We start from the raw sequence: 18,174 nt of genomic DNA on the forward strand, positions 1-18,174 counted from the left end.
ATCCGCCGACTCCCGAGTCAACGATTCGATTCAGGCTGTGGACGGGGCTGCGTATATCCCTTCCGCGCTCCGGACCGCTTTCCCCAGAGCTTTCCACCGGGCCTCGGCAGCACCCGTCGAAACCATCTGTTAACAAATTATGAGCGAGGTCGAACAAGTCCGCTCCCCTCGAAAACTTGCTCCCATTCGTCCACAGTTCGGCCTTGAGCTGGGGATGACTGTGTGGAAAAACTCGTCCCATGCTTATCCTCGCTTCCGCCAGTGCCACCCGCAAAGCCCTGCTGGACAAGGCCGGGTTGCGCTTCCTCAGCGCTGCGGCGACCATCGACGAACGTGGTCTCGAAACCGTGGCGCTCGAGGCTGGTGGCGATGCGCGGGATGTCGCTTTGCTGCTGGCGCGGCGCAAGGCCGAGGGGATTTCCGCGCTCCATCCCGGCGCCATCGTGATCGGCGCCGACCAGACCCTGGCGCTGGGGCCGGAGCTTTTGCACAAGCCATCCTCGCGCCAGGAGGCCGAGGCCCAGCTCGACCGGTTGCGCGGCAAGACCCATCGCCTCCATGCCGCCGTGACACTGGTGCGGGACGGGATCATGCTGTGGTCGGATCTGCAGACAGCCGAGCTGACGATGCGCAGCTTTTCCACCGAGGAGCGCGACCAGGTACTCGATCTCGAAGGCGGTGCCATTCTTGCCTCGGTCGGCAGTTATCGGCTCGAAGGCCCGAGCATCAGGCTCTTTGACACCGTCAGCGGCGATTATTTCACCATTCTCGGGCTGCCGCTGCTTCCTCTGCTTGCGGCATTGCGCGATATCGCACCCGAACTCCTTGAACATCAGGACTGAGCGTTGACCACCAGGGCCTTCGTCATCGGGCATCCCATCGCCCACTCCCGTTCCCCGCTGATTCACGGCACCTGGCTGGCCGAGCACGGCATCGATGGCAGCTACGAGGCCATCGACGTGGCGCCGGCCGACCTGCCGGCCTTTTTCGAGCGGCTGCGCGCCGGGGAATTTGCCGGCGGCAATGTGACCATTCCCCACAAGGAAGCGGTCTTTGCCCTGTGTGACAGCGTCGACGACCTCGCCCGCATGATCGGCGCCGTCAACACGCTTGTGGTTCGCGACGGCAAGGTGCACGGCACTAATACCGACTATCTGGGCTTTCTCGGCAATCTCGACGCCAATGCCCCTACTTGGTCGGATGGTCCCAAGGACGCCCTCATCATCGGCGCCGGTGGGGCGGCACGGGCCGTGCTTGTGGCGCTGCGGCGCCGCAATGGCGGCCAGGTCCACGTCCTCAACCGCACCCTGGCTAATGCCCAGGCGCTGATCGAGGAGATCGATGGTCCCTTCGAGGCGCACGGCTTCGAGGCCTTCGACGAATTGGCGCCGCGCATCGGCCTTGTGGTCAATACCAGCTCCATCGGCATGCATGGCACGCGGTTCGACTGGCTCGACATGGGCCTGTTGCCCAGGACTACGCTCGTAACCGACATCGTCTATACGCCACTCGAAACCCCGCTCCTGGCCGAGGCGCGCGCGCATGGCCTGCGCACCGTGGATGGCTTGGGCATGCTGCTGCACCAGGCCGTGCCCGGCTTTGCCGCCTGGTTCGGCGTCACCCCCACCGTCACCCCGCAATTACGGGCGCTGGTGGAAAAAACGCTGGATCACTGAGCCATGCAGCGGATCGGCGTCACCGGCTCGATCGCCACCGGCAAGTCGACCCTGCTTGAGGCCTTTGCTGCCGTTGGCGTGCCGGTCTTTTCCGCCGATGCGGCGGTGGCCGCGCTTTATGCCGGCGAGGCAGTGGCCCCGGTGGAGGCGCTGTTTCCAGGTGTGAGCCGCGACGGCATCATCGACCGCCAGGAGCTGTCGCGCCGTCTTGCCGCCGATTCTTCCGGGTTCAAGCGGCTCGAGGCCGTGGTGCATCCCCTGGTCCGCCGGAAAATTGCAGACTTCCTCGATGCCGCCGAGCGTGACGGGCACGTGGCGGCCGCGGTGGAAGTGCCGCTATTGTTCGAAAGCGGCCATGACTATGGGTTTGATGCCATTGCCGTCACCCATGTCGACGACACGATCCAGCGCCAACGGGTTCTGGCCCGGCCGGGCATGACCGTGGAAAAGCTCGAGACCCTCCTTGCCCGTCAGATGCCACAGGCCGAAAAGAAGCGACGGGCCACCTGGCTCTTCGATACGGCGCAGGCGCCCGAGCAGATCGAAGCACAGGTCGCCGACCTCGTGGCGGACTTGAGACGGCAGGATCCATGATCAGGGAAATCGTACTCGACACCGAAACCACGGGCCTTTCGCCAACCGGCGGCGATCGGCTGGTGGAAATCGGCTGTGTCGAACTGATCAACCACATTCCCACCGGCAAGAACTTTCACGTCTACATCAATCCCCAGCGCTCCATGCCCGAAGAGGCGTTTCGCGTGCATGGGCTCAGCGAGGAATTCCTGGCCGATAAGCCTGTCTTCAGGGACGTAGCCGACGATTTTCTCGCCTTTATCGGCGACGCGACCCTCGTCATCCACAATGCCCCCTTCGACATGGGCTTTCTCAACCACCAGCTTGAGCTCATCGGCCGCAAGACGCTCGACAATGCGGTGATCGACACGGTCATGGTGGCCCGCCAGAAGCATCCGGGCGCCCGCGTCAGCCTCGATGCGCTCTGCAAGCATTACGGCATCGATAATTCCCGCCGCACCCTGCATGGAGCGCTGCTCGACAGCGAAATCCTCGCGGAAGTCTATCTGGAGCTGATCGGCGGCAAGCAGGTTAGCCTGGCGCTGGTGGCCGAAGTGGAAACCACGGTTTCGGGCGCGACCGTGGCGCGCATCGCCGTGGCGCAGCGGCCGGTCGCCCTGCCCAGTCGCATTTCCGACGCCGAGGCGGTGGCGCACGCTGCTTTCGTGGCCAAGATGGGCGAAAGCGCCATCTGGGCGCAGTATGAAGAGCAGGCCGCGGCCGAATAGGCTATCCACCCACTGGCAAAAAGAAAAACCCCGGTTCGCACCGGGGTTTTTGGTTTGTGACTGATGTCGCGATCAGTTCGGCTTGGCCGGCTCGACCAGCGGCGCAGCAGTGCCGCCATTCTGCTGGGCCAGCTTGGCCAGGTTCTGCCGATAGATGGCGGAGAAATCGACCGGCTCCATCATCAGCGGCGGGAAGCCGCCCTGCTGGGTGACGCTGGCCAGGACCTGGCGGGCAAACGGGAAGATCAGCCGCGGGCATTCGATCATCAGCAACGGCGAAAGCTGGTTTTCCGGCACGTTCTTGAGGCGGAAGATGCCGCCATAGACGAGCTCGACATTGAACAGCACGGTTTCGTCGCGATTGGCCTTGGCATTGAGCGTCAGCTCGACCGCATAGATTTCGTCGTTCTGCTTCTTGACGCCAACCGAGATCGAGACGTTGAAGGCCGGATTGGCGCCGCCGCTGAGCAGCGTGGTCGGCGCGCCGGGATTTTCGAAGGAAAGGTCGCGGATATACTGACCCACAAGGTTCATGCTGGGCGCTTGGCCGGGCTGCGGCGCTGCCGCGCCCTGGTTTTCATCGGCCATTATCTGGTCCTTTTAAGTGGCGAGTTCAGGCAATTGGGCGAGTGGCTAACACTTTTGGCTGAGACGGACAAGCCAAGCGGCCTAGTCGCGCTTGTCACGCCAGTCCTCATCGCGGAGCTCGATTGATCGGATCTCGTCATCCGGGTATGCGGTGGGTTGCTCGTAGCGGCGATAGGTCGTCGTGGTCTCGACTACCCGGACCCGTCCGGCGAGGGACGAGAACAGCCAGCCGCGAACCGGGGGCGCGAGCAGGGTCAGCGCCACGAGGTCGCTGAGGAAACCCGGAACGATCAACAGGATTCCCGCCAGCCCGACCAGCATGCCGTCGAACATGGTGCGGCCGGGAATGGTGCCGGCGCTGACATTGTTCCTGAGGCGGGCAATTGCCTGCAGGCCCTGCTGGCGCAGGATAAGCCCGCCGGCAATGCCGGCAAGGATCACGAGGCCCAGCGTCGGCAGGAGGCCAATCGTCCGTCCGACGACGATGAACAGCGCGATCTCGATCAGCGGCAGCAGCAGAAAACAAATACCGATCAGGCGGCCCAAGGTCTTATCTCTGTCTCTTCGCGCGGTGGGGCGCGGCAAAAACGCAACTCGCCCCAACGTGAACTGGTTTCGGGCTAAAGCTTTCCCTATATATAGGAAAGTCGCGGCGCAGAACGAGCGCCCCCATCAGTTTTTTGTCGACGCTTCCCGCGCAAGGTGCCCATTTCATGGACGGTTTCCTCGATCTGCCGACACTCATCGCCATTGCCGTTGCTGTTTTCGTGCTGTTCCGGCTGCGGTCGGTGCTCGGCACCCGTACAGGCAATGAACGCCCGCCTGTGGATCGCACGCGCTCGTCGCGCCCGGACAAGCCGACGGATGCCAAGGACGAAACGGTGGTGCCATTGCGGCCGCGTCCCGCCCAGCCGGACCTTGATGATGAACGCCGCGCCCGCAAGACCGAGGCCGAGATTGAACAGGCTGCCGCCGGCAATGCCGAGCTCGCGGCCGGCCTGCGCGCCGTGGTCGAGGCTGATTCCACCTTCTCGCCCAAGGGTTTCCTTGAAGGCGCCAAGCAGGCCTATGAGATGATCGTGACGGCCTATGCGGCCGGCGATCGCCAGACCCTGCGCGATCTCCTCGACAAGCCGATCTTCGAAAGCTTCCAGCGCGCCATCGCCGATCGTGAAGCCGCCGGCCACACGGTCGACTTTACCTTTGTCGGCCTGCCCAAGATCGCCATCGTCGATGCCGAATACGACCGCAAGGACGTCACCGTCACGGTCGATTTCCACGCCGAAGTGGTTTCGGCCACGCGCGACAAGGACGGCAATCTCGTCGAGGGCAATGCCGACCAGGTCCAGACCATCGCCGATGAATGGACCTTTGCGCGCAATCCCAAGTCGCGCGATCCGAACTGGAAGGTCGTGGCAACCAGCCAGCTCGATTGATCTTCTCCCGGCAGGCCCGACCATGTCCAAGCGCCACTCGAAGCGCCTGCCGCACGACTTCCATCTCTGGACCACGGTCGCCGAGACCGTGGAACCGCTGCGGCGCAAGGGTCTCTTGAAACTGGGTCACGGCACCTTGCCTGTACCCGAGCCGGACCCAGCCCCACGGGTTAAGTCACCGCCCAAGCCGCTCACATCCGGCAAGCCTTTTCTCGCGCCTTACCAGGCGCCGGCCAGCCCGGTCCCGGTGGTGGAAAAGGGTGTCGATCCCGCCATCCACAAGAAGGTCCGGCGTGGCCGCATCGATATCGATGGCAGGATCGACCTTCATGGCATGACCCAGAACGAGGCCCGCGAGACGCTGCGGCGCTTCATCGGTGCGCGGGCGGCTCGCGGCGACCGCACCGTGCTGGTCATCACCGGCAAGGGGGTCAAGACCGACAATGACTACATCGCCGCCATGACCGAGCGCGGCATCCTCAGAACCATGCTGCCGATCTGGCTCAGCGAGCCGGGCCTGTCGCATCTGATCTCGGGCTGGAGCGTGGCGGCGCGTGGCCATGGCGGAGAGGGGGCGTGGTATGTGCGCCTGCGGCGCCAATGACCCCGCTCGGCGCCAAATTGCGGGCCCTGCGCGAGGCGCGCGGCATTTCCCTCAAGGAAATGGCGGCGGCTCTGAATGTGTCCTCGGCCTATCTGTCTGCCCTCGAACACGGTAAGCGCGGCCAGCCGACGAGCTTCCTCCTCCACCGCATGATCGCCTATTTCAATGTCATCTGGGACGAAGCCGAGGAACTGCAGCGCCTGGCCGAAATCTCCGATCCCAAGGTCACCATCGACACGGGCGGCCTCGTGCCCGAGGCGACGGAACTGGCCAACCGCCTGCGCGACAATATCGAGCGGTTGGAGCCCGAGGACTTGCGATTTCTGCGCGATGAACTGGTGAAGCGGGCGGCGCGGAAGCGCTAATCGCGGCAGACACCCCAAGCACGATGTCATCCCGGCGTAGGCCGGGATCCATGCTGCGTGCTGTCCGGGAGTTCAGAGCCGACCTGTGATCGGATATGGGTTCCGGCCTGCACCGGGATGACCCGGTGGGTGTCGCCAGTTTTGGTGCTCCACATGAAAACACCCCGGGCTCGGCCCGGGGTGGCACTGTGTAGCTGATGCCTTGGCCTACAACACGAACTTGCTCAAATCCGTATCCCCGGCCAGCACGCCGACCTTTTCGCGGACAAAGGCGGCGTCGATGGTGATGGTCTGGCCGTTACGGTCAGGCGCGTCGAAGCTGATCTCCTCGACCAGCCGTTCCATCACCGTCTGCAGGCGACGGGCGCCGATATTCTCGACGCTGGAATTGACCTTCACCGCGGCATCGGCAATCGCCTCGATGGCGTCCTGCGTCACGCTGAGGGTCACGCCCTCGGTGCCCATCAATGCCACATATTGCTTGATGAGGCTGGCCTCGGTGTCGCTCAGAATGCCGATGAAATCCTCGCGCGTCAGCGCCTTGAGTTCCACCCGGATCGGCAGGCGGCCCTGCAATTCGGGCAGCAGGTCCGAGGGCTTGCTCACATGGAAGGCGCCCGAGGCGATGAAGAGAATATGGTCGGTCTTGACCGGTCCATACTTGGTCGCGACGGTCGTGCCTTCGATCAGCGGCAGCAGGTCCCGCTGCACGCCTTCGCGCGACGGGCCGCCCTGCACGCCACCCTCACGGGCCGCGACCTTATCGATCTCGTCGATAAAGACGATGCCGTGATTTTCCACCAGCTCGATGGCCTCGGCCTTGAGCTGGTCCTGGTCGAGCAGCTTGTCGGCTTCCTCGGCGATCAGCGGCTCATAGGCATCCTTGACCTTGATCTTGCGCTTGACCCCGCGCCCGCCCATGGCCTGCTTGAACATGTCGGAAAGATTGATCATGCCGATGCCGCCATTGGGCATGCCGGGGATTTCGAAGCCGCCGGCGCCGGGCGAGGGCTGCATCTCGATCTCGACTTCCTTGTCGTCGAGTTCGTTGTCCCTCAGCTTCTTGCGGAAGCTCTCGCGGGTCGACGGCGTCGCGGACGTGCCGACCAGGGCGTCGAGCACCCGCTCCTCGGCATTGTGGTGCGCCTGGGCCTGCACGTCGCGCCGGCGCTTGTCGCGCAAGACGGTGATGCCGGCTTCGACGAGGTCACGGACGATCTGCTCGACGTCGCGGCCGACATAGCCGACCTCGGTGAACTTGGTCGCTTCGACCTTGACGAAGGGCGCCTGCGCCAGCCGGGCGAGGCGGCGCGAGATCTCGGTCTTGCCGACACCGGTCGGTCCGATCATCAGAATGTTCTTGGGGCTCACCTCGCGGCGGAGTTCGGCCGGCAATTGCTGCCGGCGCCAGCGATTGCGCAAGGCAACGGCGACTGCGCGCTTGGCGTCGGCCTGTCCCACGATGTGGCGATCGAGCTCGGAGACGATCTCGCGCGGCGAAAAATTGGTTTCACTCATTGCTTGTCTTTCCTGGTGCCTTGTCGAGAAAGCGCACCATCAGGTGTTCGTCGATGTATCGACCGTTCACGAAGAGATAGCGGGGCTCGGTGCCATAGGTTTGGAAGCCGAGCTTCTGGTAGAGGCGGATGGCCGGTTCGTTCTCCGACCAGACGCCGAGATGGATCTGGATCACCTGACTCCTCGCGTGATCGACCAGATGTTCGACCAGCGCCCGGGACATGCCGGTGCCGCGATGTTCGGGCCGCACATAGACCTGGATCATCCAGCCGCGATGCCGCTCCTTGGCGCCGCCATCGCGCAGGAAGGCATTGATGCCACCCAGGCGTCCATCGGGCAGGATCGCCCCGAAGACGGTCAGCGTTTCCAGCGTCTGCCGGATCTCATCGTCGCCTTTCTGCGCAAAGGCCTCCGCCGTGGCGACAAAGGCCTCCGGATGATTCGCCAGGGCCTCGTGGCGAATTGCGCGATAGGCGGCCAAGTCCTCCGCGCCCAGGCGTCTGATCGAATAGGTCACCGGATCAGAACTCGATGGTCTCGACCGTCACATTGCCATTGGTATAGACGCAGATTTCCTCGGCAATCTTCATGGCGCGGCGGGCAATGTCCTCGGCATCGAGATCGGTGGCCTGATGGAGGGCCAGCGCGGCCGAATGCGCATAATTGCCACCCGAGCCGATGGCGATGACGCCATGATCGGGGGTCAGCACGTCGCCATTGCCGGTCAGCACCAGCGTGTCCTTGGCATCGGCCACGATCATCATGGCTTCGAGCTTTCTGAGATACCGGTCGGTGCGCCAGTCCTTGGCCAGTTCCACGGCGGCACGCATCAACTGGTCGGGATACTGCTCGAGCTTGCCTTCGAGGCGCTCGAACAGGGTAAAGGCATCGGCGGTCGATCCGGCAAAGCCGCCGATCACCTTGCCGCCGGCGAGCCGCCGCACCTTCTTGGCGCCGTGCTTCATCACCGTCTGGCCCATGGAAACCTGGCCGTCGCCAGCCACCACGACCTTGTTGCCCTTTCGCACGGAAACGATGGTCGTCCCGTGCCAGCCGGGGGATTGATGTTCACTCATTGGGGGAATTACTCCGAACTGTTGAGTGATATTTAGGGCGGCATGAAGCGATTGCAACCGGGTGGAGCCCACCTCTCCCTCTGGGGGAGAGGTCGACGCGAAGCGGCGGGTGAGGGGGCCTTTCTCGAAAGCAGCCGATGAGGCCCCCTCACCCGGTTTGCTCCGCAACCCGACCTCTCCCCCAAAAGGAGAGTGAAGAAACCCAATCTTCACGCGCTCATGCCTATCTGGTACTCAGCGTCCGAATTCCGGAGACCTGCCATGCGCACCGCAAAAATCGCCCGCAAGACCAACGAGACCGAGATCTCCGTCTCGATCGATCTCGACGGCACCGGCGCGCACAAGATGGCGACCGGCGTCGGCTTTTTCGATCACATGCTCGACCAGCTCTCGCGCCACTCGCTCATCGACATGGACGTGACCTGCAAGGGCGACCTGCACATCGATTTTCACCACACGGTGGAAGATGTCGGCATTGCCCTGGGCCAGGCCATTAAGGAGGCGCTGGGCGACAAGAAGGGCATCCGCCGCTATGCGAGCTGCGACCTGCCCATGGACGGCACGCTGACCCGCGCCGCGCTGGACGTCTCCGGCCGCGCTTTCCTCGTCTTCAAGGCCGAGTTTTCGCAAGGCAAGATCGGCGACATCGACACCGAGCTGTTCCGCGAATTCTTCCAGGCTTTTGCCGTCAATGCCGGCATCACGCTCCACATCGAAAACTTCTATTTCGATAACAATCACCACCTGGCCGAGTCCATGTTCAAGGCCGTCGCCCGCGCCTTGCGCGATGCCGTCGAGATCGATCCCCGCACGGCCGACCGCGTGCCGAGCACCAAGGGCGTGCTCTAGCCCTTTCACTGCGGGCGCTTTTGCACTAAGTCACCCCCAACCACGGGTGTCACCCCGGCTTTGAGCCGGGGCCCATCCTGAGATCTCAAGATGGATCCCGGCTTTCGCCGGGATGACATCGGGGTTTTGGAGACAATTGTGACCCTCTACGCCATCCTCGCGCCCAAGCCCGGAACCGAGGCCCTGCCCCAGGCGGTGCCGGAAAAGTTCTCCTGGTCCGCGACGCTGCTGCCGCCCGTCCATGCCTTGGCCCATCGCCTCTGGGATCAGTTGGCGCTGTTCGTGCTCGGCCTGGGGAGCATCGTCGTGGCCGCGCGCTGGACCGGACCGGATGCTGCCATCTGGCTCTATATCCTCCTGGCGATCGCCTGCGGCTTTGCCGCGCCCGGGGCCCTGCGCCGGTCCTGGCAGCGGCGCGGCTATCGGCCCGAAGGCTATCGCTTTGCCACCGATGCCGATCTGGCGCGGATTGCAGTTCTGGAGGCCGCGAAATGACGACCGTCGCCATCATCGACTATGGCGCGGGCAATTTGCGCTCCGCCGCCAATGCTTTCGAGCGTGTCGCCGCCGAACGCGGCCAGAGCGATGTCATCACCGTCACCGCTGATCCCGATGTGGTGCGCAAGGCCGATCGCATCATGCTGCCCGGCGTCGGTGCCTTTGCCGATTGCATGGCCGGCCTCGAGGCCGTTCCCGGCATGATCGACCTGCTTGACGAGCGCGTCATCCGCGGCGGCACGCCTTTCCTCGGCGTCTGCGTGGGCATGCAGCTCCTGGCCAGCGAGGGCCGCGAAAAGGTTGTCACCAAGGGCCTCGGCTGGATTCCCGGCGCCGTCGAAAAGATCGCGCCATCGGATCGCGGCCTCAAGATCCCGCATATGGGCTGGAACACGATTTTTCCCGCGCGCCCGCATGTCCTGCTCGATGGCATCGAGACAGGCGAGAATGGGCTCCACGCCTACTTCGTCCACTCCTATCACCTGAAGACGGACAATCCTTCCGACCTCGTCGCCACCACCAATTACGGTGGCGCGCTGACCGCCTGCGTCGGCCGCGACAACATTTTCGGCACCCAGTTCCACCCCGAAAAGAGCCAAGCCTTGGGCCTGAAACTGATCGAGAATTTTTTGGGATGGGCGCCGTGATGATGGCCCCACCAAGGCCCCCTCACCCGGGCCTTCGACCCGACCTCTCCCCCCAGGGAGAGGTGGTAGGAGGGCGCCGTCGCTTCTTCACCTCTCCCTTTGGGGGAGAGGTCGCCGCGCAGCGGCGGGTGAGGGGGCCTTTTTCCATGCCGGAGTCGTTTGCATGATCCTCTTCCCCGCCATCGACCTGAAAGACGGCCAGTGCGTGCGCCTCAAGCTCGGCGACATGGACCAGGCCACCGTCTTCAACGACGACCCCGCTGCCCAGGCCAAGTCGTTCGAAGACCAGGGTTTTGAATATCTCCACGTCGTCGACCTCAACGGTGCCTTTGCCGGCGAGAGCGTCAATGGCGCTGCGGTGGAAGCCATCCTCAAGACGGTGAACTTTCCGGTGCAGCTCGGTGGCGGCATTCGCACGCTCGGACATATCGAGGCCTGGCTCGACAAGGGTCTCGCCCGCGTCATCCTCGGCACCGTCGCCGTGCGCAATCCCGAGCTGGTCAAGGAAGCCGCGAACAAGTGGCCGGGCCAGGTGGCCGTCGGCACCGACGCCAAGGGCGGCATGGTGGCGGTTGAGGGCTGGGCCGAGACCTCTGAGCTCTCCATTATCGAACTGGCCAAGCGCTTCGAAGGCGCCGGCGTCGCCGCCATCATCTATACCGATATAGACCGCGACGGCATTCTCGCCGGCATCAACTGGCCCTCGACCCTGGAGCTCGCACGCTCCACCTCAATCCCGGTCATTGCCTCGGGCGGCCTTGCCTCGATGGACGATATCGAGCGCATGACCCAGCCGGAATACCAGGTGCTCGAAGGCGCCATTTCCGGCCGCGCCCTTTATGACGGGCGCATTGATTCACGTGAAGCACTGGCACGGCTGAGGGCTGCATGAGCGACAGGCGGCCGGCGCGCTTTCCCTGGCGAACCTATGCGATCCTCTTCGTGGTGATCGCGCTCTTCGCTGCCGCGCCGCTGCTCTCGGTCTACTTCACCTATCTCGTCGCCGACGCCAATGCCTGCACGGTCAACGAGGCCACTGTCCATCCCTGTATCGTGCTGGGCATGGACGTGGGCGGCCTTCTCTATTTCACGGGCGTCATGGGCTGGTTCATGCTGGCGACCATTCCCCTTGGGGGTGGCGCGCTGATCGTCTGGCTGGTCATTCTCATCATCCATCGCATCGCCTGGGGGCGGATGCAGAAGGCAAATCCATGAGCCTCAAGACCCGCATTATTCCCTGCCTCGACGTCGCCGGCGGCCGCGTGGTGAAGGGCGTCAATTTCGTCGACCTGGTCGATGCCGGCGATCCGGTCGAGGCGGCCATGGCCTATGACGCCGCCGGGGCGGACGAGTTGACCTTCCTCGACATCACCGCCAGCCACGAAGGCCGCGACACGATCTTTGAAGTCGTGGCGCGCACGGCCGAGCATTGCTTCATGCCGGTAACCGTCGGCGGTGGCGTCCGCTCCATCGACGATATCCGAAAGCTCCTGCTGGCTGGCGCCGACAAGGTCGCGATCAATTCGGCGGCGGTGAGCGATCCCGATTTCATCGCCCGCGCCGCCGACAAGTTCGGCAATCAGTGCATCGTTGTTTCGGTCGATGCCAAGCAGCGGCTCGATGCGAAAGTGGGCGGCGATAACAGGTCGGAATGGGAAATCTACACCCATGGCGGGCGCAAGCCGACCGGCATCGATGCGGTGGAATTCGCTGCCCGCATGGTCGAGCGCGGCGCCGGCGAATTGCTGGTGACATCGATGGATCGCGACGGCACCAAGTCGGGTTTCGATCTCAAGCTCACCCGCGCCATTGCCGATTCGGTGGAAGTGCCGGTCATCGCCTCGGGCGGCGTCGGCACGCTGCAAGACCTCGTCGATGGGGTCACGGAAGGCCATGCCAGCGCCGTGCTGGCAGCCTCCATCTTCCACTTCGGCACTTTTACCATTCCGCAGGCCAAGGCCTATATGGCCGAGCGCGGCATTGCCATGCGCATGGCCTGAGCCGAAGGTTGCGGATGACGACGCCGTTCAACTCATGATCTAAACACCCTCAGACTGTCATCCCGGCGAAGGCCGGGATCCATCCTGAGATCTCAAGTTGGGCCCCGGCCTTCGCCGAGGTGACATCCGGTGGATGGGACAAAAAATATGACCCTTGAAGACCTCGAAGCGCGCATTGCCCTGCGCGCTGCCGCCTCTCCCGAGGAGAGCTACACCGCCAAGCTGATCGCCCGCGGCATTGAGAAGGCTGCCCAGAAACTGGGCGAGGAAGCCACCGAGGCGGTGATCGCGGCGGTGACCCACAACCGGGCCGAGCTCGTCAAGGAAAGTGCCGACGTGCTCTACCACCTGCTGGTTGTGCTCAAAGCCGAAGGCGTGCCGCTCTCCGAAGTCATGGCCGAGCTCGACGCGCGCACAGCGCAGTCAGGCCTCGTCGAAAAGGCCAATCGGGGGACCGGCGCGTAATGGCCAAGCGTGTTCCCGCCCTCGACCCCTACCAGACCTTCACCAAGCAGCAGTGGAGCGATCTGAGGAACGGCCAGCCGATGACGCTCGACGCCGGCGATATCGAACGGCTGCGCGCCCTGACCGACCCAATCTCGCTGGCCGAAGCCGAGGAAGTCTACCTGCCGCTCTCGCGGCTGCTGGCCTATTATGTCGAGGCCATCCAGGGTCTCCACCGCGTCTCATCGCGCTTCCTCAACACGCCGGGCGACAAGGTCCCCTTCATCATCGGCGTCGCGGGGTCAGTGGCGGTGGGCAAGTCGACCACTTCGCGTATCCTCCAGGCGCTGCTGTCGCGCTGGCCTTCGAGCCCAAAAGTCGATCTCGTTACTACCGACGGCTTCCTCCACCCCAACAAGGTGCTGGAAGATCGTGGCCTCATGCACCGCAAGGGTTTTCCCGAAAGCTATGACCGGGCGCGCTTCGTCAATTTTCTGGCCGATATCAAGTCGGGCAAGGAAAAGGTCGCCGTGCCGGTCTATTCCCACCTCGTCTATGACGTCGTGGCGGGCGAGGAGGTCATCATCGACCGGCCCGATATCCTCATCGTTGAAGGTCTCAACATCCTCCAGCCCGGCGAACTGCCGCGCGACGGCAAGCCCATCCTCTTCGCCTCGGACTTCATCGATTTTTCGATCTATATCGACGCCGACGTGGACGACCTGCGCGACTGGTATCTCACGCGCTTCTTCCGCCTGCGCGAAACCGCCTTCCGCGATCCCAGTTCCTTCTTCCGCAAGTTCTCGGAAATGAGCGAGGAAGAGGCCGGCATTTTCGGGCGCAATGTCTGGAAGACCATCAACCTGCCCAACCTGCTCGAAAACGTCCTCCCTACCCGCGGCCGCGCCGACCTGATCCTGAAAAAGGGCAAGAACCACCGCGTCGAAGAGGTAAAGCTGAAGCGGCTTTAGGACCTGGGCGCGCTCGATCCAACTCCCTCCCCTTGACGGGGAGGGTTGGGGTGGGGTGCCCACGAACTGGATGTCCGCCATCCCCCCACCCAGCTTCGCTAAGGCTTCGCCAAGCTCCGCTGCCCTCCCCGCAAGGGGGAGGGAGAAGCTCCGTGGCCGCCCCTAATACGTCCCCTGCTGCGGCTGGCTCAAAATGATCAGGTTCCCGTCCGGATCCCTGAGCTTGGCGGTCTTGAAGAAATCTCCGATCGCCTTGGCCACCGGCTTGATGCCATGAAGCTCGAGCCGCGCCAGTTCCTCGGCAATGTCGTCGACGATCAGCATGACCACGCTCGCCCCGGCCCGGTCGGCATCGCTCATCACATGCACCCAGCCTCCGCCGGGCAGTTTCCATTCGGCCACGTCGACCATGGTCCGCGCATCGGCCGGGCGGCCGAACAGGTATTCGTACCAGACCAGGGAGTGGCCGAGGTCTTCCACGGCGACACCGGCCAGCACATTGGTGAGGGTCATGGACGCCTCCACTTCTCTTCTTGGTTTTGCCGAATCGTAGCACAGAGCCGGCTGCTGCGGCATCCCGGTTGGCGGCGCGGTGCGGCGCTGCTATAGGCGGGGTGTTTGAGGAGGTACCCCATGACCAGTCTGCGCATCATCGTGGCCGGAGCGGGCGGACGCATGGGCGCCGCCAATATCGCGGCGGTTGCCGCCCATGACGGCGTCGAGCTGGTGGGCGCGCTGGATCGCGCCGGTTCGGCGGCCATCGGCAAGGATGCGGGCACGCTTGCCGGTATCGAGGCGCTTGGTGTCCCCGTCACCGACGACGCGTCCGCCCTGCTCGATAAGACTGACGCCATCATCGACTTCACCGCCCCGGCGGCCAGCGTGGCGCTGGCAAGGCTGGCGGCGGAAAAGGGCCTTGTGCACATCATCGGCACCACCGGCTGCTCGGAAGCCGACGACGCGGCCATTGCCGCATCGGGCAGTGCCGGCGCCCGCATCGTCAAATCCGGCAATTTCTCGCCCGGCATGGTGGCGCTGACGGCGCTGGTCGAAAAGGCCGCGCGGGCGCTCAGCGACTACGATGTCGAAATCCTCGAAATGCATCACAACAAGAAGGTGGATGCCCCCTCGGGCACAGCGCTGATGCTGGGCGAAGCAGCGGCCCAGGGCCGCAATATCGCTTTGAAGGACCATTCGGTGCGCGTGCGCGACGGCCATACCGGCCCGCGTGAAGCCGGCACCATCGGCTTTGCCACCCTGCGCGGCGGCAATGTCATCGGCGACCACATGGTGATCCTCGCCGGCCCGTCCGAGCGCATCGAGCTCAACCACCGCGCCCAGGACCGTACCATCTATGCCAATGGCGCCATCAAGGCCGTGCGCTGGGCCGCCGGGCAGCAACCGGGCCTCTATTCCATGGCTGACGTGCTCGGCCTTAGTGACTGAACCAACTTCGATTCAAGGACCAAAAATATGAGCGGCACGCTGATCCTCGTTCGCCACGGCCAGAGCGAATGGAACCTCAAGAACCTCTTCACCGGCTGGCGCAATCCGAACCTCACCGAAAAGGGCGAAGGCGAGGCCCGCGCCACGGGCAAGGCGCTGAAGGCCGCCGGTATCGTCCCCGATCTCTACTACACCTCGGCTCTCCGCCGCGCCCAGCACACGCTCGACCTGATGCTCGAGGAAATGGGCATCCTCAACGTCACCATCACGCGCAATGTCGCTCTGAACGAGCGCGACTATGGCGACCTTTCGGGCCTCAACAAGGATGATGCTCGGGTCAAGTGGGGGGAAGAGCAGGTGCTGATCTGGCGCCGGTCCTACGACGTGCCCCCTCCGGGCGGCGAGTCGCTCAAGGATACGGCAGCCCGCACCCTGCCCTATTACGAGGCTGAAATCCTGCCCCAGCTCAAGGGCGGCAAGACCGTGCTGGTCGCCGCGCACGGCAATTCCCTGCGCGCCCTGGTCATGGCCATCGAGGGTCTCACCCCCGACGAAATCCTCGCCCGCGAAATCGGCACCGGCGAGCCGACTACCTATCGCATCGGCCCGGATGGCAAGCTGATCGAGCGCGTCACGCTTTAGGCGTGCTGGCGGGCGGGGTGATGATCAGGCGCCGCTGTTCGCGGCCCAGCGATACGGCCCGCCCCTCGCGTGGCTCGACATAGAGCTTGAGCACCAATACCCGTGCCACGGCATAGACCGGCGTCGCCAGGGCGATGCCGGTGATCCCGAACAGTGCGCCCATTGCGGCCATTATGCTGAGCGACCAGGCGGGCGAAAGCTTGATGATGCGCTGCTGCAGCATCGGGGTGAGGATATAGCCCTCGAGATTCTGGATCAGAAGCAGGCCGACCGCACCCAGGATCAGCACATTGGTGTCTTCGGCCGCCAGCGTCAGCAGCACCGGTACGGCCGAGAAGATGGGCCCCAGAAACGGGATGAAGTTGAGCGATCCCGCCAGCAGCCCCAGCACCAGCGCATTGGGGACCCCCAGCGCCCAGAGCATCAGCCCTACCAGCGTACCGATCAGAACCATCATCGCCAGCTGCGTCACCATCCAGCCACGCAGGGCCTCGCCCGTTTCCGTCAGCGCCGAGAGTATCAGCGGACGGTGCCGCTGCGGCATCAGCAGCAGGAACCCGTCGCGATAGACGGCGGGGTTGATGGCAAAGAACAGCCCCAGAAAGATGATCACCACGACATTGCTGAGCACACCCAGTGTGCTGCCGAAGAAGGATCCTGCCTGCGACACCAGCCCGCCCGGATCCGGCAGGAAGTTCTGCATCATGCTTTCGAGTTCGGCGCGGCTGAACGTATCGAGGACACCCGAATCGATCGCCAGGTTGTAGAGCCGCATCACTTCCTTGGAGAGCATGCGCCAGAGATCCTGCACCGAAAGAATAAGGCTCACGCCGCCGAACGACAGAGCCGCCAACGCCACGGCGAGGATCAGCACGCTGACGATGACCAGCAGCAAGGGTCTTGGCGCCGGAACGAGGCGGCGCAGGCCCCGCACAGCCGCATCCAACACACAGGCAATCAGCACCCCGGCGAAAATGATGAGGATCGTGTGTGACAGGAACCATGCCAGCATCAGCGCGGCCGCTACGAAAACGCCGGTGACAATGGCGCGGACTTCCACCGGCATGACAGCCCCCCAAGTCGATTGTGCAAGCACTATGCCTTCGAGGACGATTGAGTTCCAGCCTGCTGCCGATTCACGTGAAACGTCGAACCGTGCCGAAGGCAATTCGCTCCGGTGATGATGGCCATGAGAGCAATGCGCGAATGGCTCAATGCGCCGCCGAAACCACGCCCGCTTCCCAGCCCAAAATCGCCCGCTTGCGCGGTACGCCCCAGTGGTAGCCGGTCAGCGCCCCTGACGTACCGACGACGCGATGGCAGGGGACGACGAAGCTGATCGGGTTCTTGCCCACGGCGGCGCCCACGGCACGCGAGGCGCTGGGCCGGCCGATATGGTTGGCGACACCCGAATAGGTCACCGCCTTCCCCACCGGGATCTTGAGGAGCGTCTCCCAGACTTTTACCTCGAAGTCGGTGCCGATCAGCACCACGCGCACCGGCTGGTCGGCTGACCAGCGCTGGGGCTCGAAAATACCAGCCACGAGCGGGGCAATCCGCGCATCGTCGCGCGTAAACCGCGCCTTGGGCCAGCGATTGGCGAGGTCGGCAAAGGCATCCTCGATGCTCATGTCGGCGTCGGCAAAACCGAGGCCGGAAATTCCGTAATCGGTCGCCGTCACCACGGCGAGCCCGAAGGGCGACGGCGCGACGCCCCACACCATGTCGATCCCCGCCCCGCCGGCCCGGAACACGCCAGGCGGCATGGCTTCATAGGTCACGAACAGGTCATGCAGCCGCGAGGTGGACGAGAGCCCCACTTCATAGGTGGTGTCGAGCACGCTGACCTGATCGCGCAGCAGGCTCTTGGCATGGTCCAACGCCACCGCCTGGGCAAAGCTCTTCGGCGACAGGCCGCACCAGCGGCGGAAAAGGTCGGTCAACTGCCGCTCGGTAAGGCCGAGGGCGCGGGAAAAGCGCGCAAGATCGGTGGCGTCGGGGCCGTTCTCGCTGAGATAGCGGATGGCAGCGCGAATGGTGTCGTAGTCGCTGTCCGGCGCAAGCGTCATGTGCTGGTTCATGTCCGGGTCTTTCCTGTCACGAATGTCCCGAC

General features: G+C 64.0%; 25 protein-coding genes. 17 read left to right on the plus strand and 8 right to left on the minus strand.

What is annotated here, in order from left to right; genetic code table 11:
* Positions 1 to 239 precede the first annotated feature (239 nt).
* Genes JEQ47_RS17840 through dnaQ form a run of 4 tightly spaced genes read left to right on the plus strand, consistent with a single transcriptional unit; the run spans position 240 to position 2,977 of the window.
* Entirely contained in the window at positions 240 to 842 is a 603-nt protein-coding gene (locus JEQ47_RS17840; RefSeq protein ID WP_198877766.1) for a Maf family protein, read from the plus strand.
* Positions 843 to 845: 3 nt separating this feature from the next.
* On the plus strand, positions 846 to 1,676 hold the full coding sequence (locus JEQ47_RS17845; protein WP_198877767.1) for a shikimate dehydrogenase: 831 nt from the start codon (positions 846 to 848) through the stop codon (positions 1,674 to 1,676).
* 3 nt (positions 1,677 to 1,679) lie between these two features.
* The gene (coaE, locus tag JEQ47_RS17850; protein ID WP_198877768.1) at positions 1,680 to 2,270 is read left to right on the plus strand and encodes a dephospho-CoA kinase; all 591 of its coding nucleotides are present in this window, start codon (positions 1,680 to 1,682) and stop codon (positions 2,268 to 2,270) included.
* Positions 2,270 to 2,977 carry a DNA polymerase III subunit epsilon gene (dnaQ, locus tag JEQ47_RS17855; protein ID WP_198877880.1) on the plus strand — a complete coding sequence of 236 codons (708 nt, stop codon included), beginning with the start codon at positions 2,270 to 2,272 and terminating at the stop codon, positions 2,975 to 2,977. The genes coaE and dnaQ overlap by 1 nt, the downstream gene beginning before the upstream one ends.
* A gap of 72 nt (positions 2,978 to 3,049) precedes the next feature.
* On the opposite strand, the gene secB is transcribed toward dnaQ, so the two are convergent.
* Together secB and JEQ47_RS17865 are read right to left on the minus strand one after the other, a co-directional pair.
* Positions 3,050 to 3,565 carry a protein-export chaperone SecB gene (secB, locus tag JEQ47_RS17860; protein WP_198877769.1) on the minus strand — a complete coding sequence of 172 codons (516 nt, stop codon included), beginning with the start codon at positions 3,563 to 3,565 and terminating at the stop codon, positions 3,050 to 3,052.
* A gap of 81 nt (positions 3,566 to 3,646) precedes the next feature.
* Positions 3,647 to 4,111, minus strand: coding sequence for an FxsA family protein (locus JEQ47_RS17865; protein WP_198877770.1), 465 nt, complete (start codon positions 4,109 to 4,111; stop codon positions 3,647 to 3,649).
* 167 nt (positions 4,112 to 4,278) lie between these two features.
* Here JEQ47_RS17865 and JEQ47_RS17870 point away from each other — a divergent pair, with 167 nt between their 5' ends.
* From JEQ47_RS17870 to JEQ47_RS17880, 3 genes are read left to right on the plus strand one after another with little or no spacing between them, the layout of a single operon-like run.
* Positions 4,279 to 5,001 (plus strand): Tim44/TimA family putative adaptor protein, encoded by a 723-nt coding sequence (locus tag JEQ47_RS17870; protein WP_198877771.1) that lies wholly within the window; start codon positions 4,279 to 4,281, stop codon positions 4,999 to 5,001.
* A 22-nt stretch (positions 5,002 to 5,023) separates the two neighbouring features.
* Positions 5,024 to 5,605: a Smr/MutS family protein gene (locus JEQ47_RS17875; protein WP_198877772.1), complete on the plus strand. Its 582-nt coding sequence runs from the start codon at positions 5,024 to 5,026 to the stop codon at positions 5,603 to 5,605.
* Positions 5,602 to 5,970 (plus strand): helix-turn-helix domain-containing protein, encoded by a 369-nt coding sequence (locus JEQ47_RS17880; protein ID WP_198877773.1) that lies wholly within the window; start codon positions 5,602 to 5,604, stop codon positions 5,968 to 5,970. Before JEQ47_RS17875 ends, JEQ47_RS17880 begins: the two co-directional genes overlap by 4 nt.
* Before the next feature lie 207 nt (positions 5,971 to 6,177).
* Here JEQ47_RS17880 and hslU read toward each other — a convergent pair whose 3' ends face one another.
* Genes hslU through hslV form a run of 3 tightly spaced genes read right to left on the minus strand, consistent with a single transcriptional unit; the run spans position 6,178 to position 8,564 of the window.
* The gene (hslU, locus tag JEQ47_RS17885; protein ID WP_198877774.1) at positions 6,178 to 7,488 is read right to left on the minus strand and encodes an ATP-dependent protease ATPase subunit HslU; all 1,311 of its coding nucleotides are present in this window, start codon (positions 7,486 to 7,488) and stop codon (positions 6,178 to 6,180) included.
* The gene (locus tag JEQ47_RS17890; protein ID WP_198877775.1) at positions 7,481 to 8,005 is read right to left on the minus strand and encodes a GNAT family N-acetyltransferase; all 525 of its coding nucleotides are present in this window, start codon (positions 8,003 to 8,005) and stop codon (positions 7,481 to 7,483) included. Before JEQ47_RS17890 ends, hslU begins: the two co-directional genes overlap by 8 nt.
* A 4-nt stretch (positions 8,006 to 8,009) precedes the next feature.
* The gene (hslV, locus tag JEQ47_RS17895; RefSeq protein ID WP_198877776.1) at positions 8,010 to 8,564 is read right to left on the minus strand and encodes an ATP-dependent protease subunit HslV; all 555 of its coding nucleotides are present in this window, start codon (positions 8,562 to 8,564) and stop codon (positions 8,010 to 8,012) included.
* 219 nt (positions 8,565 to 8,783) lie between these two features.
* Between hslV and hisB the strand changes: the two genes are divergently transcribed.
* From hisB to coaA, 8 genes are all read left to right on the plus strand, one after another.
* The gene (gene hisB / locus JEQ47_RS17900) at positions 8,784 to 9,413 is read left to right on the plus strand and encodes an imidazoleglycerol-phosphate dehydratase HisB (protein ID WP_407931792.1); all 630 of its coding nucleotides are present in this window, start codon (positions 8,784 to 8,786) and stop codon (positions 9,411 to 9,413) included.
* Between the two features lie 138 nt (positions 9,414 to 9,551).
* Positions 9,552 to 9,908, plus strand: coding sequence for a DUF2628 domain-containing protein (locus JEQ47_RS17905; protein ID WP_198877778.1), 357 nt, complete (start codon positions 9,552 to 9,554; stop codon positions 9,906 to 9,908).
* A complete protein-coding gene (gene hisH / locus JEQ47_RS17910) occupies positions 9,905 to 10,558 on the plus strand; it encodes an imidazole glycerol phosphate synthase subunit HisH (protein ID WP_198877779.1) in 654 nt (217 codons plus the stop codon). The genes JEQ47_RS17905 and hisH overlap by 4 nt, the downstream gene beginning before the upstream one ends.
* 163 nt (positions 10,559 to 10,721) lie before the next feature.
* Entirely contained in the window at positions 10,722 to 11,450 is a 729-nt protein-coding gene (hisA, locus tag JEQ47_RS17915) for a 1-(5-phosphoribosyl)-5-[(5-phosphoribosylamino)methylideneamino]imidazole-4-carboxamide isomerase (RefSeq protein ID WP_198877780.1), read from the plus strand.
* On the plus strand, positions 11,447 to 11,773 hold the full coding sequence (locus JEQ47_RS17920; RefSeq protein WP_198877781.1) for a hypothetical protein: 327 nt from the start codon (positions 11,447 to 11,449) through the stop codon (positions 11,771 to 11,773). Before hisA ends, JEQ47_RS17920 begins: the two co-directional genes overlap by 4 nt.
* On the plus strand, positions 11,770 to 12,558 hold the full coding sequence (gene hisF, locus JEQ47_RS17925) for an imidazole glycerol phosphate synthase subunit HisF (protein WP_198877782.1): 789 nt from the start codon (positions 11,770 to 11,772) through the stop codon (positions 12,556 to 12,558). Before JEQ47_RS17920 ends, hisF begins: the two co-directional genes overlap by 4 nt.
* Before the next feature lie 147 nt (positions 12,559 to 12,705).
* The gene (locus JEQ47_RS17930) at positions 12,706 to 13,023 is read left to right on the plus strand and encodes a phosphoribosyl-ATP diphosphatase (protein WP_198877783.1); all 318 of its coding nucleotides are present in this window, start codon (positions 12,706 to 12,708) and stop codon (positions 13,021 to 13,023) included.
* A complete protein-coding gene (coaA, locus tag JEQ47_RS17935) occupies positions 13,023 to 13,973 on the plus strand; it encodes a type I pantothenate kinase (RefSeq protein WP_198877784.1) in 951 nt (316 codons plus the stop codon). Before JEQ47_RS17930 ends, coaA begins: the two co-directional genes overlap by 1 nt.
* 162 nt (positions 13,974 to 14,135) lie before the next feature.
* Here the strand turns inward: coaA and JEQ47_RS17940 are convergent, their stop codons facing one another.
* The gene (locus JEQ47_RS17940; RefSeq protein WP_198877785.1) at positions 14,136 to 14,486 is read right to left on the minus strand and encodes a VOC family protein; all 351 of its coding nucleotides are present in this window, start codon (positions 14,484 to 14,486) and stop codon (positions 14,136 to 14,138) included.
* A 120-nt stretch (positions 14,487 to 14,606) separates the two neighbouring features.
* Between JEQ47_RS17940 and dapB the strand changes: the two genes are divergently transcribed.
* Positions 14,607 to 15,419 carry a 4-hydroxy-tetrahydrodipicolinate reductase gene (dapB, locus tag JEQ47_RS17945; RefSeq protein WP_198877786.1) on the plus strand — a complete coding sequence of 271 codons (813 nt, stop codon included), beginning with the start codon at positions 14,607 to 14,609 and terminating at the stop codon, positions 15,417 to 15,419.
* A gap of 27 nt (positions 15,420 to 15,446) precedes the next feature.
* Entirely contained in the window at positions 15,447 to 16,061 is a 615-nt protein-coding gene (locus JEQ47_RS17950) for a 2,3-bisphosphoglycerate-dependent phosphoglycerate mutase (RefSeq protein WP_198877787.1), read from the plus strand.
* Here JEQ47_RS17950 and JEQ47_RS17955 read toward each other — a convergent pair.
* Positions 16,051 to 17,127 carry an AI-2E family transporter gene (locus tag JEQ47_RS17955; RefSeq protein WP_198877788.1) on the minus strand — a complete coding sequence of 359 codons (1,077 nt, stop codon included), beginning with the start codon at positions 17,125 to 17,127 and terminating at the stop codon, positions 16,051 to 16,053. The genes JEQ47_RS17950 and JEQ47_RS17955 overlap by 11 nt on opposite strands.
* 145 nt (positions 17,128 to 17,272) lie before the next feature.
* The gene (locus JEQ47_RS17960) at positions 17,273 to 18,142 is read right to left on the minus strand and encodes a methylated-DNA--[protein]-cysteine S-methyltransferase (RefSeq protein ID WP_198877789.1); all 870 of its coding nucleotides are present in this window, start codon (positions 18,140 to 18,142) and stop codon (positions 17,273 to 17,275) included.
* Positions 18,143 to 18,174 lie beyond the last annotated feature (32 nt).

The organism is Devosia sediminis, assembly GCF_016411825.1.
In the GTDB taxonomy this organism is placed as follows: Bacteria; Pseudomonadota; Alphaproteobacteria; order Rhizobiales; family Devosiaceae; genus Devosia; species Devosia sediminis.

What these genes read in the sequence shown, in the direction of transcription:
- JEQ47_RS17840 (WP_198877766.1), top strand. Translation starts at nt 240, where the DNA reads ATGCTTATCCTCGCTTCCGCCAGTGCCACCCGCAAAGCCCTGCTGGAC.
- coaE (WP_198877768.1), top strand. Translation starts at nt 1,680, where the DNA reads ATGCAGCGGATCGGCGTCACCGGCTCGATCGCCACCGGCAAGTCGACC.
- secB (WP_198877769.1), bottom strand. Translation starts at nt 3,565, where the DNA reads ATGGCCGATGAAAACCAGGGCGCGGCAGCGCCGCAGCCCGGCCAAGCG.
- JEQ47_RS17870 (WP_198877771.1), top strand. Translation starts at nt 4,279, where the DNA reads ATGGACGGTTTCCTCGATCTGCCGACACTCATCGCCATTGCCGTTGCT.
- JEQ47_RS17875 (WP_198877772.1), top strand. Translation starts at nt 5,024, where the DNA reads ATGTCCAAGCGCCACTCGAAGCGCCTGCCGCACGACTTCCATCTCTGG.
- JEQ47_RS17880 (WP_198877773.1), top strand. Translation starts at nt 5,602, where the DNA reads ATGACCCCGCTCGGCGCCAAATTGCGGGCCCTGCGCGAGGCGCGCGGC.
- hslU (WP_198877774.1), bottom strand. Translation starts at nt 7,488, where the DNA reads ATGAGTGAAACCAATTTTTCGCCGCGCGAGATCGTCTCCGAGCTCGAT.
- hslV (WP_198877776.1), bottom strand. Translation starts at nt 8,564, where the DNA reads ATGAGTGAACATCAATCCCCCGGCTGGCACGGGACGACCATCGTTTCC.
- hisB (WP_407931792.1), top strand. Translation starts at nt 8,784, where the DNA reads ATGCCTATCTGGTACTCAGCGTCCGAATTCCGGAGACCTGCCATGCGC.
- hisH (WP_198877779.1), top strand. Translation starts at nt 9,905, where the DNA reads ATGACGACCGTCGCCATCATCGACTATGGCGCGGGCAATTTGCGCTCC.
- hisA (WP_198877780.1), top strand. Translation starts at nt 10,722, where the DNA reads ATGATCCTCTTCCCCGCCATCGACCTGAAAGACGGCCAGTGCGTGCGC.
- JEQ47_RS17920 (WP_198877781.1), top strand. Translation starts at nt 11,447, where the DNA reads ATGAGCGACAGGCGGCCGGCGCGCTTTCCCTGGCGAACCTATGCGATC.
- hisF (WP_198877782.1), top strand. Translation starts at nt 11,770, where the DNA reads ATGAGCCTCAAGACCCGCATTATTCCCTGCCTCGACGTCGCCGGCGGC.
- JEQ47_RS17930 (WP_198877783.1), top strand. Translation starts at nt 12,706, where the DNA reads ATGACCCTTGAAGACCTCGAAGCGCGCATTGCCCTGCGCGCTGCCGCC.
- coaA (WP_198877784.1), top strand. Translation starts at nt 13,023, where the DNA reads ATGGCCAAGCGTGTTCCCGCCCTCGACCCCTACCAGACCTTCACCAAG.
- JEQ47_RS17940 (WP_198877785.1), bottom strand. Translation starts at nt 14,486, where the DNA reads ATGACCCTCACCAATGTGCTGGCCGGTGTCGCCGTGGAAGACCTCGGC.
- dapB (WP_198877786.1), top strand. Translation starts at nt 14,607, where the DNA reads ATGACCAGTCTGCGCATCATCGTGGCCGGAGCGGGCGGACGCATGGGC.
- JEQ47_RS17950 (WP_198877787.1), top strand. Translation starts at nt 15,447, where the DNA reads ATGAGCGGCACGCTGATCCTCGTTCGCCACGGCCAGAGCGAATGGAAC.
- JEQ47_RS17955 (WP_198877788.1), bottom strand. Translation starts at nt 17,127, where the DNA reads ATGCCGGTGGAAGTCCGCGCCATTGTCACCGGCGTTTTCGTAGCGGCC.
- JEQ47_RS17960 (WP_198877789.1), bottom strand. Translation starts at nt 18,142, where the DNA reads ATGAACCAGCACATGACGCTTGCGCCGGACAGCGACTACGACACCATT.